Origin of the sequence: Planococcus maritimus (assembly GCF_001687625.2) — a bacterium.
Classification (GTDB): domain Bacteria; phylum Bacillota; class Bacilli; order Bacillales_A; family Planococcaceae; genus Planococcus; species Planococcus maritimus.
This window is the reverse complement of record NZ_CP016538.2, coordinates 111,591-126,617: the sequence shown is the minus strand read 5'-3', so window position 1 is coordinate 126,617 and position 15,027 is coordinate 111,591. Positions and strand designations below refer to the sequence as shown.

Genomic DNA, 15,027 nt, shown 5'->3' with positions numbered 1-15,027 from the left:
CGAAAAACAGCAGTTTGAGCATACAAACTATTTATACTTGATTAAAGACCAAAATTCAATTATTGGCCTTTATTTTTTTTGATAATGTCTTCAGCGATAGATTTCGGCACTTCTTCGTAGTGGTCAAAGTGCATCGAGAACACACCGCGTCCTTGCGTGTTTGAACGCAAGTTTGTTGCGTAACCGAACATTTCAGAAAGTGGAACCATTGAACGGACAACTTGCGCGTTTCCGCGAGCGTCCATACCTTCTACGCGTCCACGGCGTGACGTAACGTCACCCATGATATCGCCAAGGTACTCTTCAGGGATTACAATTTCAACTTTCATGATCGGCTCAAGGATTACCGGGTTAACTTTCGATACAGCGTTTTTCAGTGCCATAGAAGCAGCTACTTTAAACGCCATCTCGTTGGAGTCAACATCGTGGTAAGATCCGTCGAACAAACGCGCTTTAATGTCGACCAATGGATAACCGGCAACTACACCGTTATCAAGTGAGTCACGAAGACCCGCTTCAACTGCTGGGATGTATTCACGTGGAACAACACCACCGACAATTCCATTTTCGAACTCAAAGCCAGCGCCTTCTTCGTTTGGAGAGAACTCGATCCAAACGTGTCCGAACTGACCGCGACCACCGGATTGACGTACGAACTTCCCTTCAACTTTCGCAGACTGACGGAATGTCTCACGGTAAGATACCTGAGGAGCTCCGACGTTTGCGTCAACGTTGAATTCGCGTCTCATACGGTCAACTAGGATATCAAGGTGAAGCTCACCCATACCCGCGATGATCGTTTGACCAGTTTCCTGGTCTGTGTGCGCACGGAAAGTTGGGTCTTCTTCTTGCAATTTCGCAAGGGCTTGGCCCATCTTGTCTTGGTCCGCTTTGGATTTCGGCTCTACTGAAAGTGAGATAACCGGTTCCGGGAAGACCATGCGCTCAAGGATTACTTGATCTTTTTCGTCGCACAATGTATCGCCTGTAGAAGTATCTTTTAGGCCGATCGCAGCAGCGATATCCCCGCAATATACTTCAGCGATTTCTTCGCGGGAGTTAGCGTGCATTTGCAGGATACGTCCTACGCGCTCACGCTTGCCTTTTGAAGAGTTTTGTACGTACGAACCAGATTTCAACGTACCAGAGTAAACACGGAAGAACGTCAATTTCCCTACATATGGGTCTGTCATTACTTTAAATGCCAGAGCAGAGAAAGGCTCGTCTTCAGATGCTTTACGCAATACTTCTTCGTCTGAATCCGGACGAAGTGCTGTCATTGGTGGTACATCTAGTGGTGATGGGAGGTAATCAATTACTGCATCAAGCATCAATTGAACCCCTTTGTTTTTGAAAGCAGTTCCGCAAACTACTGGATAGAACTCAACGTCAAGCGTTCCTTTACGGATTGCAGCTTTAAGTTCATCAACAGTAATTTCTTCGCCACCAAGGTATTTTTCCATCAAGTCTTCATCAAGCTCAGCAACGCCTTCGAGTAGTTTCGTGTGCCACTCGTCAGCAAGCTCCTTGTACTCTTCAGGAATTTCGCCTTCAGTGATTTCAGTTCCCAAATCGTTCGCATAGAAGCGCGCGTTCATGTTTACAAGGTCAATGATCCCTGAGAACTCGTCTTCTGCGCCGATTGGCAATTGAATTGGGTGTGCGTTAGCTTGCAGGCGATCGTGAAGAGTGCCTACTGAATACAAGAAGTCTGCGCCAATTTTATCCATTTTGTTGATGAATACAAGACGCGGTACTCCGTATGTTGTCGCTTGACGCCATACTGTTTCTGTTTGCGGCTCAACGCCTGATTGGGCATCAAGAACCGTTACAGCACCATCAAGTACGCGCAGTGAACGTTCAACTTCAACTGTGAAGTCTACGTGTCCTGGAGTATCGATGATGTTAACGCGGTGGCCTTCCCATGAAGCTGTTGTCGCAGCAGATGTGATCGTGATTCCACGCTCTTGCTCCTGCTCCATCCAGTCCATTTGAGAAGCACCTTCGTGCGTTTCGCCGATTTTGTGGATACGGCCTGTGTAATACAAAATACGCTCCGTAGTAGTCGTTTTACCGGCATCGATGTGAGCCATGATTCCGATATTACGTGTATGGTCTAAGGAGAACTCTCTAGGCATATGGTCTTTCTCCTTCCGTCTCGAAATAAGATTTTAAGTTTCGCAAGAATTTACCAGCGGTAATGAGCAAATGCTTTGTTGGCTTCTGCCATTTTGTGGATATCTTCACGTTTTTTGACGGAAGCACCAGTGTTGTTGGCAGCATCTAGAATTTCGTTAGCTAGACGCTCTTCCATAGTTTTTTCCCCACGTAGACGTGAGTAGTTCACTAGGTAGCGAAGTCCAAGAGTCGTACGGCGTTCTGGACGAACTTCAACTGGTACTTGGTAGTTAGCTCCACCAACACGGCGAGCGCGAACTTCAAGAACCGGCATGATGTTTTCCAAAGCTTGTTCGAATACTTCGATCGGATCTTTCCCGCTGCGTTCTTTAATTAGTTCGAACGCACCGTAGAGGATCTTTTGTGAAGTACCTCTTTTTCCGTCAACCATCAATTTGTTAATCAAACGAGTTACCAATTTCGAACTATAAATCGGATCTGGCAACACGTCACGTTTAGCTACAGGACCTTTACGAGGCATGTATGTTCCTCCTTTCAACGAAAACTTTCGTTAATTCATTGTTATTATTTTTTTGCTTTAGGGCGTTTTGTTCCGTATTTAGAGCGTCCTTGCATACGGCCGTTTACTCCAGCAGTATCAAGTGCTCCGCGTACAACGTGGTAACGTACACCCGGAAGGTCTTTTACGCGACCGCCGCGGATAAGAACAACACTGTGCTCTTGAAGGTTGTGACCTTCGCCGCCGATGTATGCATTGACCTCAATTTGGTTTGTCAAACGTACACGCGCATATTTACGCAATGCGGAGTTTGGTTTTTTAGGTGTCATCGTTCCAACACGTGTGCAGACGCCACGTTTTTGTGGAGCGCTCAAGTTAGTCTGGGCTTTCTTGAAGCTGTTATACCCCTTGTTCAACGCAGGTGAGTCTGATTTAGTGCTTTTTGGTTTACGAGGCTTGTTAACCAATTGGTTAATTGTAGGCATCGATTTTTCCTCCTCTCAAAAGGTGTTCTAATACCACATATCCAGGTGGTTCATTTTTGGGTAAAAAACAAAGTCTTTGTGATTTCACACAAAAACCGGTATCCAGTAATGCCATGACGGCTACATCCAGCAAAGCTGAACGCTTTTACTGTTTTTGCTTCGTACCTGACGATCATGTTCCTGACATGCAAAGATCGATAATCATCAACCCTTAATATACTATCATTCACTATGCATTACTGTCAACCAAAAATCAAAAAAAATCCCAGAGAGCGCATTGCTCTCCAGGAATAGTTTTACTAGCTTATGATTCGCTTCCGACGATCTCTTCTTGCTGGGCTTTTTCGCTTTGCTCGATTTCGATCTGACGGTAACGTTGCATACCAGTCCCCGCAGGAACCAATTTCCCGATAATGACATTCTCTTTCAATCCGAGAAGCTCATCGCGTTTTCCTTTGATCGCCGCATCGGTAAGGACACGAGTCGTCTCTTGGAAGGACGCAGCAGACAAGAACGATTCTGTTTCTAGGGAAGCTTTCGTGATCCCGAGAATGACAGGTCGGCTAGTTGCTGGCATATTGCCAGCAAGCACTGCTTTTTCATTTGCTTCTGTGAACTGGTGAATATCAAGAAGAGAACCTGGCAGCAAGTCGGTATCTCCGGCTTCAATGACGCGGACTTTACGGAACATTTGACGGACCATAACTTCAACGTGTTTATCCCCGATTTCTACCCCTTGCATGCGGTAAACTTTTTGAACTTCTTTCAATAGATACAATTGAACAGATTGGACTTCTTTAACCTGAAGCAATTGCTTCGGATCAATAGAACCGTCTGTCAGCACTTCACCGCGCTGGATTGTATCATCTACTTGAACTTTCAAACGGGCATTGTAAGGTGCCAAGTATTTGCGTGTTTCCACATCGCCTTGAATCGTGATTTCCTTCTGGCCTTCGCGAATTTCATCAACCTCGGTGATCGTACCCGTGATTTCAGAGATAACCGCTTGCCCTTTCGGATTTCTGGATTCGAAGATTTCTTGGATACGCGGCAAACCTTGTGTGATATCGTCCCCTGCTACACCGCCTGTGTGGAATGTACGCATCGTAAGCTGTGTACCCGGCTCTCCGATGGACTGGGCAGCGATGATTCCGACTGCTTCGCCAACTTCCACTTCGTCGCCTGTTGCAAGGTTTGTACCATAGCACTTTTTGCAAATGCCGTGTTTAGTATTACACGTGAAGGCAGAGCGGATCGTCACTTCTTTGATGCCGGCTTCGATTACGAGGCGAGCCAAATCTTGTGTGATGAGTGCGTCTCTCTCTACAATCACTGCTTTTGTTTCTGGATGACGTACCGTCTTCTTAGCATGACGGCCAACGATCCGTTCTTCTAGCTCTTCGATAACTTCCGTACCTTCCATAAGCGCCCCTACAAGCAAGCCACGGTCCGTTCCGCAATCATTTTCGCGTACGATTGCATCTTGTGCAACGTCCACGAGACGACGAGTCAAGTAACCGGAGTCAGCTGTTTTCAGTGCTGTATCGGCAAGACCTTTACGTGCACCGTGAGTCGAGATGAAGTATTCGAGTACTGTCAAACCTTCACGGAAGGAAGATTTGATTGGAAGTTCGATAATGCGGCCGGCCGGGTTGGCCATGAGTCCGCGCATACCCGCAAGCTGCGTGAAGTTGGACGCGTTACCACGCGCTCCAGAGTCACTCATCATGTAAATCGGGTTCAGCGTATCAAGGGAAGCCATCAGTTTTTCCTGAATGATATCTTTCGCAGTGCTCCAATAAGAGATAACGCGTGTGTAGCGCTCTTCTTCCGTGATCAAACCACGGCGGAATTGCTTCATCACTTTATCTACATTGCTTTGGGCTTCTACTAGGATTTCACCTTTGTCAGGCAAAACGACGATATCGGCCACACCAACCGTGATGCCGGCTTGTGTAGAATATTTAAATCCAAGGCTCTTCATGCGGTCAAGCATACGTGAAGTTTCCGTAATATGGAAACGTTTGAACACTTCTGCGATGATTTCCCCAAGAATTTTCTTCTTGAACGGTGTTACAAGCTCTGATTCCTGAATATGCTTACGAACATCTGTCGTCGTTGGGACGAAGTATTTCGCTGGCGTTTCCACTTGCAGGTTGTAATCCGTTGGTTCGTTGATATAAGGGAACGACTTCGGAAGAATTTCGTTAAAAATCACTTTTCCGACTGTTGTCAGAAGAAGCATTTTATTTTGTTCTTCCGTAAATGTTGGGTTGCTCACTGTTCCAGCTTGAATCGCAATACGCGTATGCAAGTGAACGTGACCCGTTTGATAAGCAATCAATACTTCTTCAGGTCCAGAGAACGTTGCCCCTTCGCCTGTCGCGCCTTTGCGCTCGAGCGTTAGGTAATAGTTTCCAAGAACCATATCCTGAGAAGGTGTTACGACCGGTTTTCCATCTTTCGGGTTCAAGATGTTCTGTGCTGCGAGCATGAGAAGACGAGCTTCCGCTTGCGCTTCAGACGATAGCGGTACGTGAACAGCCATTTGGTCACCATCAAAGTCGGCGTTATAAGCCGTACATACGAGTGGGTGAAGGCGAATAGCCTTACCTTCAACAAGTGTCGGTTCAAATGCTTGGATCCCAAGTCTGTGAAGTGTCGGTGCGCGGTTCAAGAGAACCGGATGCTCCTTGATGACATCTTCCAGCACGTCCCAAACTTCCGAATGGAGACGTTCGATTTTGCGTTTCGCGCTCTTGATGTTGTGCGCGAGTCCGCGTTCCACCAATTCTTTCATAACGAACGGCTTAAAGAGTTCAATTGCCATGCCTTTAGGCAATCCGCATTGATACATCTTCAAGTTTGGTCCTACAACGATTACAGAACGTCCAGAATAATCGACACGTTTTCCGAGCAAGTTTTGACGGAAACGTCCTTGTTTCCCTTTCAGCATATGAGAAAGAGATTTCAACGGACGGTTACCAGGACCTGTAACTGGACGGCCGCGACGACCATTGTCGATCAATGCATCAACAGCTTCTTGAAGCATGCGTTTTTCGTTCTGGACGATGATGCTTGGTGCACCAAGGTCAAGCAAACGCTTGAGGCGGTTGTTGCGGTTAATGACACGGCGGTAAAGGTCGTTCAAGTCGGAAGTCGCAAAACGGCCACCGTCAAGCTGGACCATCGGACGCAATTCTGGCGGGATGACAGGAAGTACATCCAAGATCATCCAATCCGGGTTGTTTCCAGAGTTACGGAAAGATTCTACTACTTCAAGGCGTTTGATCGCACGTGTACGACGCTGGCCTTGAGCAGATTTGAGTTCTTCTTTCAATGCATCTGTTTCACGTTCCAAGTCGATTTCCTGAAGCAGGCGTTTGATTGCTTCAGCACCCATCGCTGCTTGGAATTTCTTGCCGAATTTATCGCGATATGCACGATATTCTTTTTCGGAAAGCAATTGTTTTTTCTCGAGCGGCGTATCCGCTGGATCAATGACGACGTAAGAAGCAAAATAGATCACTTCTTCCAAAGAACGCGGGGACATATCTAAGATAAGGCCCATACGGCTTGGGATTCCTTTGAAATACCAAATATGGGAAACCGGTGCTGCAAGCTCGATATGGCCCATGCGCTCACGGCGCACTTTTGAGCGGGTTACTTCGACGCCACAGCGGTCACAGACGACACCTTTATAACGGACGCGTTTGTACTTTCCGCAATGGCATTCCCAGTCTTTAGTAGGACCGAAAATACGTTCACAGAACAAACCATCTTTTTCAGGCTTTAACGTACGGTAGTTGATTGTTTCTGGTTTTTTGACTTCCCCATAGGACCATGAGCGAATTTTATCGGGTGATGCTAATCCGATTTTCATATACTCAAAATTATTTACATCTATCAAGGAGCCTACCTCCCTTTTGTCTCGAGTTTCTGTACGGCTCTTCCTCGTTTATGGCTGAATCGATAAGTTTCCGCCCGGCACAATGCTGGGCGGTTTCTTCTATATATACTTTATTCAATCGTGCCTACTGGTGATTCTTCGTCCGCAATCGGCAAGATATTCAGCGAATCCGCCGGCTGAAGATCGTCTTCTTCATCCAAATCGCGCAATTCGATTTCTTCGTCGTCGATTGTGAGCATTTTAACGTCCATGCCCAAGCTTTGAAGCTCTTTGATCAATACTTTGAATGATTCCGGAACGCTCGGTTCTGGAACACTTTCACCTTTGACAATCGCTTCGTACGTTTTCACACGGCCGACAACATCATCCGATTTAACAGTCAAGATTTCTTGGAGTGTATGAGCGGCACCATATGCTTCTAGTGCCCAAACTTCCATCTCCCCGAAACGCTGACCGCCAAACTGTGCTTTACCGCCAAGTGGCTGTTGCGTTACAAGCGAGTAAGGGCCAGTAGAACGTGCATGGAGTTTATCGTCAACCATGTGTGCCAGTTTGATCATATACATGATTCCGACAGAAACACGGTTGTCAAATGGTTCACCTGAACGGCCATCATAAAGGATGGTTTTACCGTCGCGCGGCATTCCAGCTTCTTCCATCGTTTCCCAAACATCTTCTTCATTAGCACCATCAAATACGGATGATGCCATGTGAAGGCCTAGAGAACGGGAAGCCATACCCAGGTGAAGCTCAAGTACCTGTCCGATATTCATACGGGACGGTACACCAAGCGGGTTCAACATGATGTCGATTGGTGTGCCATCAGGCATGAACGGCATATCTTCTTCAGGCAAAATGCGGGAGATAACACCTTTGTTACCATGGCGTCCGGCCATCTTATCCCCAACGGAGATTTTCCGTTTTTGGACAATATAAGCACGGACCAATTGGTTAACACCCGGTGGCAATTCATCTCCGTCTTCACGATTGAAGATCTTCACATCAAGTACGATTCCGCCTGCACCGTGAGGCACACGCAAGGAAGTATCACGTACTTCACGTGCTTTTTCACCGAAGATTGCATGAAGCAGACGTTCTTCTGCAGTCAATTCCGTAACCCCTTTTGGAGTTACTTTACCGACGAGGATATCACCGTCTTTTACTTCAGCACCGACACGGATAATGCCGCGGTCGTCTAAGTTGCGCAATGCATCTTCGCCGACGTTAGGAATATCACGCGTGATCTCTTCAGGCCCGAGCTTTGTATCACGAGAGTCTGATTCGTATTCTTCGATATGAACGGATGTATAGACATCATCTTTAACAAGGCGCTCACTCATGATGATCGCATCCTCATAGTTAAAGCCATCCCAAGTCATGAAGCCGACAAGCACGTTACGGCCAAGCGCCATTTCACCGCGCTCCATTGAAGGTCCATCAGCTAAGATATCGCGTTTTTCGACGCGGTCGCCGACTTTGACAATCGGACGCTGGTTGTAGCTGGTCCCTTGGTTAGAACGAATGAATTTTTGCAGACGGTACGTATCCACGTCGCCTTTGACTTCATTGCCTTCTACGTTTTCGATGCGGCGAACACGAATCTCTTTCGCTTCAACGAATTCAACAATTCCGCCATGCTTAGCAATAACAGCAGCGCCTGAATCACGCGCAGCCAAATGCTCCATGCCTGTTCCGACAAACGGTGCTTCTGGATTTAATAGAGGCACAGCTTGACGCTGCATGTTCGCTCCCATCAATGCTCGGTTGGAGTCATCGTTTTCAAGGAAAGGAATACATGCAGTTGCAACGGACACGACTTGCTTAGGAGAGACGTCCATGTAATCGATGCTCGAACGGCTATACACAGTGTTTTCACCGCGGAAACGCGCAACGACTTCTTCTTCTACAAACGATCCATCATCATTCAAACGGGAATTCGCCTGAGCGACTACATAGTTATCTTCTTCATCAGCCGTTAAGTAATCGATTTGGTCGGTGACTTTATTCGTCTCCGGGTCGACGCGGCGATAAGGTGTTTCGATAAAGCCAAATTTATTCACTTTCGCAAATGTCGAAAGCGTATTGATCAAGCCAATGTTCGGGCCCTCAGGCGTTTCGATCGGGCACATACGGCCATAGTGGGAGTAGTGAACGTCACGGACTTCAAAGCCAGCGCGCTCACGCGTCAAACCACCGGGTCCAAGCGCAGATAGACGGCGTTTGTGCGTCAACTCTGCAAGCGGGTTCGTTTGGTCCATAAACTGAGACAATTGAGAACTGCCGAAGAACTCTTTAATCGATGCAATAACCGGACGGATATTGATCAATTGCTGCGGTACGATCGATTGGGTGTCATTGATCGACATACGTTCGCGTACAACACGTTCCATACGGGACAAACCGATACGGAATTGGTTCTGCAGAAGTTCGCCGACTGAACGCAGACGACGGTTACCCAAGTGGTCGATATCATCTGTATTGCCGACGCCATGCAGCAAGTTGAAGAAATAGCTGATAGACGAAATGATATCTGCAGGTGTTACGTTTTTAATTTTATCTTCGATATATGCATTGCTGATGACGGTGATTTCTTTTTGCTCATCGTCATTCGGCGCATAAATTTTAATGGACTGTAGGGTGACGTCGTCTTCTAGCACGCCTCCTGCTTGGGAAACGGTATGGAACCCAACGCCATTCTCCAAATTAGGGATCAGGCGGTCAAGAACGCGGCGGTCGATAACAGTGCCAGCTTCTACTAAAATTTCGCCCGTTTCAGGATCGACGAGTGTTTCTGCAATCGTCTGATTGAACAAGCGGTTTTTAATATGAAGCTTTTTGTTCATCTTGTAACGGCCGACATTTGCCAAGTCATAGCGTTTTGGGTCGAAGAAACGCGAGTAAAGTAAGCTCTTAGCGCTCTCTACTGTCGGCGGCTCTCCCGGGCGAAGACGCTCATAAATTTCAAGAAGCGCTTTTTCCGTGTTTTCGGTGTTATCTTTTTCCAAAGTGTTCTGCAAATACTCGTTATCTCCGAGCAATTCAATGATTTCCTGATCGGAACCAAAGCCTAGCGCACGCAATAGAACCGTTACTGGCAATTTACGTGTCCGATCGATGCGTACATAGACGACATCTTTTGCGTCGGTTTCATACTCAAGCCATGCACCACGGTTTGGAATAACAGTAGCACCAAAACCTCGTTTGCCGTTTTTGTCAGTCTTGTCATGGAAATAGACACTTGGCGAGCGGACTAATTGTGAAACGATGACGCGCTCTGCGCCGTTGATGACGAAAGTACCAGTTTCTGTCATCAGTGGGAAATCACCCATGAAGACATCTTGTTCTTTCACTTCATCCGTTTCTTTGTTGTGAAGACGCACTTTTACGCGTAGTGGTGCAGCGTAAGTGACGTCCCGTTCTTTCGATTCATCCACCGGGTACTTAGGATCTGCTAAGCTGTAGTCGACGAATTCCAAGGAAAGGTTTCCTGTGAAATCTTCGATTGGTGAAATGTCGCGGAACATTTCACGTAGCCCCTCTTCTAAGAACCATTCGTAAGATGACGATTGGATCTCAATCAGATTCGGGAGATCTAGAACTTCACTGATTCTCGAAAAACTTCTGCGTTGACGATGCTGACCGTACTGAACTAGTTGACCTGTCAACTTATTCACCCCTCAATAAAACGATTATAGGACTTTGCGATATCTGTAAAATAGTGTATGATATCGAAAAGACAAAAAGAAAACGAGACCGCATATGAGCTCATTTTCGGTTTACACATGTTAAAACTGGCCGCCATGCTCTGCCCGAAAAAGGGCAAACGACCTCAAAATAATATTTTTTGCATTTTATTATAATATCACAGGCGTTTTGTCAAGTCAAACTTTTCTGGCCTCGAAAATAAAGTACCCCTTCTTCTTATCAGCGACTCGAACGTCACCGAACAACTCCTGCAATTTCTCCTGAGTCGAAGCGGCTCCTTGCTTTTTCTGTATGACCACCCACAGCGATCCAGCAGCTGCGAGTTTTGTGTAGGCTTCTTCGTAAAACCGGAAAATCGTCTCTTTTCCCGCACGTATCGGCGGGTTGGTTAAAATAGCACCGAAGCCCTGCTGTTCAACACTAGACAAGCCGTCACTTTCATAGACTGAAACATTTTCAACACCGTTTAATACGGTGTTTTTTTGTGCGAGTTCAATGGCTCTAGCGTTAATGTCCACCATGTGCACGTGTCTTTGTGGAAATGCGTTGGCGATAGCCATTCCGATCGGTCCATAGCCGCACCCGACATCAAGAATGGGACCCTCTATAGCTGGTTCATCAAAGGCCTCAATCAATAGCCTTGAACCGAAGTCGATCTCATTTTTACTGAAAACGCCTGAATCCGTTTGAAACCGGAACGTCTCGCCCCGCAATGTGTAGGTCCACTCTTGGGGTTTGCTCTTAGTTTGAGGATTTTTGGAATAATAATGTTGGGACATACGGAGCCCTCCTTCCATCATACAATCTCAAGTTTCCCTTGGATTGGATTTAAAAAGAAGAAAAAGCCCGTCGGTAAATACTGACGAGCTTTCTTTCTTATAAAGTAATTGGATTATTTAACTTCTACAGAAGCGCCAACTTCTTCAAGTTTGCCTTTGATTTCTTCAGCTTCTTCTTTAGTAGCGCCTTCTTTAAGAGCTTTAGGAGCTTCGTCAACAAGACCTTTCGCTTCTTTCAAGCCAAGGCCTGTAACTTCGCGAACAACTTTGATGACTTTGATTTTTTGGTCGCCAGCAGAGTTAAGGATTACGTCGAACTCAGTTTGCTCTTCTTCAGCAGCGCCACCAGCAGCAGCTGCAGCAACTGGAGCAGCAGCAGTTACGCCGAACTCGTCTTCGATTGCTTTAACTAGGTCGTTTAGTTGAAGAATTGTCATTTCTTTGATTGCGTCTAGAATTTGTTCTTGTGTCATTATAATTTCCTCCTATGATAGGTAATTTTTTGTAGTGCTCAGGATGCTAAAAGATTATGCGCCCTGTTCTTCTTTTTGGTCTGCAACAGCTTTAGTAGTAGCAGCGAAGTTGCGGACTGGAGCTTGTAGTACGCTGAGTAGCATAGACAATAGGCCATCGCGTGATGGAAGTTCAGCAAGAGCTTTCATTTCATCTGCAGATGCAACATTGCCTTCAATGATACCGGCTTTGATTTCTAGTGCTTCGTTGCCTTTTGCGAATTCGTTGATGATTCGCGCCGGAGCAACAACATCTTCGTTTGAGAATGCGATAGCGTTCGGTCCTGTGAAGTGTTCGTTGATCGCTTCTAGGCCGTGAACTTCTGTCGCGCGGCGAGTCATAGAGTTTTTGTAAACTTTAAACTCGATGCCTTCCTCACGAAGCTGTTTACGAAGTTCTGTAAGTTGGGCAACGTTCAAACCGCGGTAGTCAACAACGACAACTGATGCAGCAGCGTCGAACTTGTCAGCGATTGTTTGCACAACAACTTTTTTCGTTTCAATTGCTTTGCTCATATGGGCACCTCCTATAGATTTGTCATTCATACCGTCCGTCCATAAGAAAAGCCTCTGGTCCAGTACAGACGCAGAGGCATAAAATCAGCATCAATTAAGATGGAATCTGAATTCATCATGTCCTCGGCAGGGATTCATTAAGCGGCAAGCCGCCCCTACTGTCTGCGGTACAAATGGTTATTTCACAACTTCGCCAGTATAGCGAAGTTGTGAAAGAATGTCAATATTTTATTTAACTACTACTTTTGCAGGGTCTACTTTAACAGCAGGTCCCATTGTAGTCGTTACGTTTAGGGATTTCATGTACGTGCCTTTAGCAGCAGATGGCTTAGCTTTCAAGATCACGTCATAGATTGCTTGCAAGTTTTCAGCAAGTTTGTCGTCTTCGAAAGACACTTTGCCGATTGGCGCGTGAATGATACCAGATTTTTCTGCACGGTATTCCACTTTACCAGCTTTGATTTCCTGAACAGCTTTCGCTACATCAAATGTAACTGTGCCTGTTTTCGGGTTTGGCATCAAGCCTTTTGGTCCAAGGACGCGTCCAAGTTTACCAACTTCGCCCATCATGTCCGGAGTAGCGACGATAACGTCGAATTCGAACCAGCCTTGTTGGATTTTTTGGATGTACTCAGCATCGCCAACATAGTCAGCGCCTGCTTCTTGAGCTTCTTTTAGTTTGTCGCCTTTAGCGAAAACCAAAACGCTCTGAGTTTTACCAGTACCGTTTGGAAGCACGACTGCCCCACGGATTTGCTGGTCATTTTTACGCGTGTCGATTCCTAGGCGGAAAGCGACTTCTACAGTAGCATCAAAGTTGACTGTGCTTGCTTTTTTAGCAAGTTCAATCGCTTCTTTTGCTTCGTAGAGCTTAGAACGGTCGATCAGTTTTGCTGCTTCTTGCAGCTTTTTGCCTGTTTTAGCCATTTTAAACGTCCTCCTTGTTGTGGTCTAACGGATTGAACCTCCCACGATTAAGGGCTGCGCTGTTCGCGTTGAACTGCGCAACCCATCCAAAAACAACTTCTTGAAATTAGTCTTCGATTGTAATGCCCATGCTGCGAGCAGTACCTTCAACCATCAACATTGCAGCTTCAACTGAAGCGGCATTTAGATCTGGCATTTTAGTTTCTGCGATTTCGCGAACTTGGTCGCGTTTCACAGTCGCTACTTTATTGCGGTTCGGTTCACCTGAACCTGATTCAATACCTGCTGCTTTCTTCAATAGAACTGCAGCTGGCGGAGTTTTCGTAATGAAAGTAAATGAACGGTCTTCAAATACCGAAATCTCAACCGGAATAATAAGTCCTGCTTGTTCAGCAGTACGCGCGTTAAATTCTTTACAGAAGCCCATGATGTTGACGCCTGCTTGACCTAGTGCTGGTCCTACTGGCGGCGCTGGGTTAGCTTTTGCTGCAGGAATCTGCAATTTTACGACTTTAACTACTTTTTTAGCCACGAAACACACCTCCTTAAGTCCGTGATGTGGTAATAGGGTTGCCCCTCCCACTCATATCTGTCCGTCAACTTGATTTTCGTTGATAGAATTAATTGGTTAGTACAGATGCTGCCCTTTGGCAGTCTGACCTATGAAATGATACCACCATTGCAAAAAAATAGCAAGGGGGCTTGTTATACTTTTTGGACCTGCTCGAAATCGAGCTCCATTTTCGTTTCGCGTCCGAAGATGTCGATCGACACTTTGACTTTACCTTTTGTATCGTCGATTTCTTCGACCTTCCCTTGGAAGTTGGCGAATGGCCCTTCCATGACTTCGACAGTATCCGCCACTGCAAAGTCGATATCTACTTTGCGCTCGGTCATACCCATTTGCTTGAGGATGAAATCGACTTCCTCTTCTAGTAGTGGCGTCGGTTTCGCCCCACCGCCTGATGAGCCGATAAAGCCAGTGACTCCTGGCGTGTTGCGGACAACATACCAAGATTCATCGGTCATGACTAACTCTACGAGCACATAGCCCGGGAAAGTTTTGCGCATCACCGTGCGTTTTTTACCATCTTTAAAATCTGTTTCCTGTTCTTCAGGGATGATGACGCGGAAAATCAAATCTTCCATTCCCATTGTTTCTACGCGCTTTTCCAGGTTTGCTTTTACCTTATTTTCGTAACCGGAATACGTATGGACTACATACCAATTTTTCTCCATATTCGAGCGGACTAAGCGTCCATCCCTCCTTTTTTACAAATGAAAAAACCCGTTCCATGGAATGACGGGCTATTTTTCGTTATTCTTATGACTGTGTTACAGGGCCAGGAACCAACGGAATAATTCCGATATGCCGGTATCGATCAATGCGAAGAAAAGAGCCATAAAGATGACCGTGGACAAGACGACGATTGTGTAGCGCGTCAATTCCTTGCGTTTTGGCCAGCTGACTTTTCTCATTTCCGAAATGACATTTTTAAAGAAATCGCCAATGTTACCCATTATCGTAAAAACCTCCGAATTTCAAAATCACTCT

General features: G+C 46.2%; 12 protein-coding genes and 1 other annotated feature. All 12 genes read right to left on the bottom strand.

What is annotated here, in order from left to right; all coding sequences use genetic code 11:
• Positions 1-59: 59 nt before the first annotated feature.
• Entirely contained in the window at positions 60-2,138 is a 2,079-nt protein-coding gene (gene fusA / locus BBI11_RS00605) for an elongation factor G (protein WP_068459674.1), read from the bottom strand.
• A gap of 50 nt (positions 2,139-2,188) precedes the next feature.
• A complete protein-coding gene (rpsG, locus tag BBI11_RS00600) occupies positions 2,189-2,659 on the bottom strand; it encodes a 30S ribosomal protein S7 (RefSeq protein WP_058382176.1) in 471 nt (156 codons plus the stop codon).
• Between the two features lie 44 nt (positions 2,660-2,703).
• The gene (rpsL, locus tag BBI11_RS00595; RefSeq protein WP_068459672.1) at positions 2,704-3,123 is read right to left on the bottom strand and encodes a 30S ribosomal protein S12; all 420 of its coding nucleotides are present in this window, start codon (positions 3,121-3,123) and stop codon (positions 2,704-2,706) included.
• A 304-nt stretch (positions 3,124-3,427) separates the two neighbouring features.
• Positions 3,428-7,033: a DNA-directed RNA polymerase subunit beta' gene (rpoC, locus tag BBI11_RS00590; protein ID WP_068459670.1), complete on the bottom strand. Its 3,606-nt coding sequence runs from the start codon at positions 7,031-7,033 to the stop codon at positions 3,428-3,430.
• Positions 7,034-7,143: 110 nt separating this feature from the next.
• Entirely contained in the window at positions 7,144-10,698 is a 3,555-nt protein-coding gene (rpoB, locus tag BBI11_RS00585) for a DNA-directed RNA polymerase subunit beta (protein WP_068459667.1), read from the bottom strand.
• A 216-nt stretch (positions 10,699-10,914) separates the two neighbouring features.
• Positions 10,915-11,517 (bottom strand): class I SAM-dependent methyltransferase, encoded by a 603-nt coding sequence (locus BBI11_RS00580; RefSeq protein WP_068459664.1) that lies wholly within the window; start codon positions 11,515-11,517, stop codon positions 10,915-10,917.
• A 113-nt stretch (positions 11,518-11,630) separates the two neighbouring features.
• Positions 11,631-11,990 (bottom strand): 50S ribosomal protein L7/L12, encoded by a 360-nt coding sequence (rplL, locus tag BBI11_RS00575; RefSeq protein WP_068459662.1) that lies wholly within the window; start codon positions 11,988-11,990, stop codon positions 11,631-11,633.
• 54 nt (positions 11,991-12,044) lie between these two features.
• Positions 12,045-12,545: a 50S ribosomal protein L10 gene (gene rplJ, locus BBI11_RS00570; protein ID WP_068459660.1), complete on the bottom strand. Its 501-nt coding sequence runs from the start codon at positions 12,543-12,545 to the stop codon at positions 12,045-12,047.
• 35 nt (positions 12,546-12,580) lie between these two features.
• Positions 12,581-12,731 (bottom strand) — a sequence feature (ribosomal protein L10 leader region).
• Between the two features lie 42 nt (positions 12,732-12,773).
• The gene (gene rplA, locus BBI11_RS00565) at positions 12,774-13,472 is read right to left on the bottom strand and encodes a 50S ribosomal protein L1 (RefSeq protein ID WP_068459658.1); all 699 of its coding nucleotides are present in this window, start codon (positions 13,470-13,472) and stop codon (positions 12,774-12,776) included.
• 106 nt (positions 13,473-13,578) lie between these two features.
• The gene (gene rplK, locus BBI11_RS00560) at positions 13,579-14,004 is read right to left on the bottom strand and encodes a 50S ribosomal protein L11 (RefSeq protein ID WP_058382184.1); all 426 of its coding nucleotides are present in this window, start codon (positions 14,002-14,004) and stop codon (positions 13,579-13,581) included.
• Positions 14,005-14,177: 173 nt separating this feature from the next.
• Positions 14,178-14,711, bottom strand: a complete 534-nt coding sequence (gene nusG / locus BBI11_RS00555; RefSeq protein WP_058382185.1) for a transcription termination/antitermination protein NusG — start codon at positions 14,709-14,711, stop codon at positions 14,178-14,180.
• 96 nt (positions 14,712-14,807) lie between these two features.
• On the bottom strand, positions 14,808-14,993 hold the full coding sequence (secE, locus tag BBI11_RS00550; protein WP_068459656.1) for a preprotein translocase subunit SecE: 186 nt from the start codon (positions 14,991-14,993) through the stop codon (positions 14,808-14,810).
• Positions 14,994-15,027 lie beyond the last annotated feature (34 nt).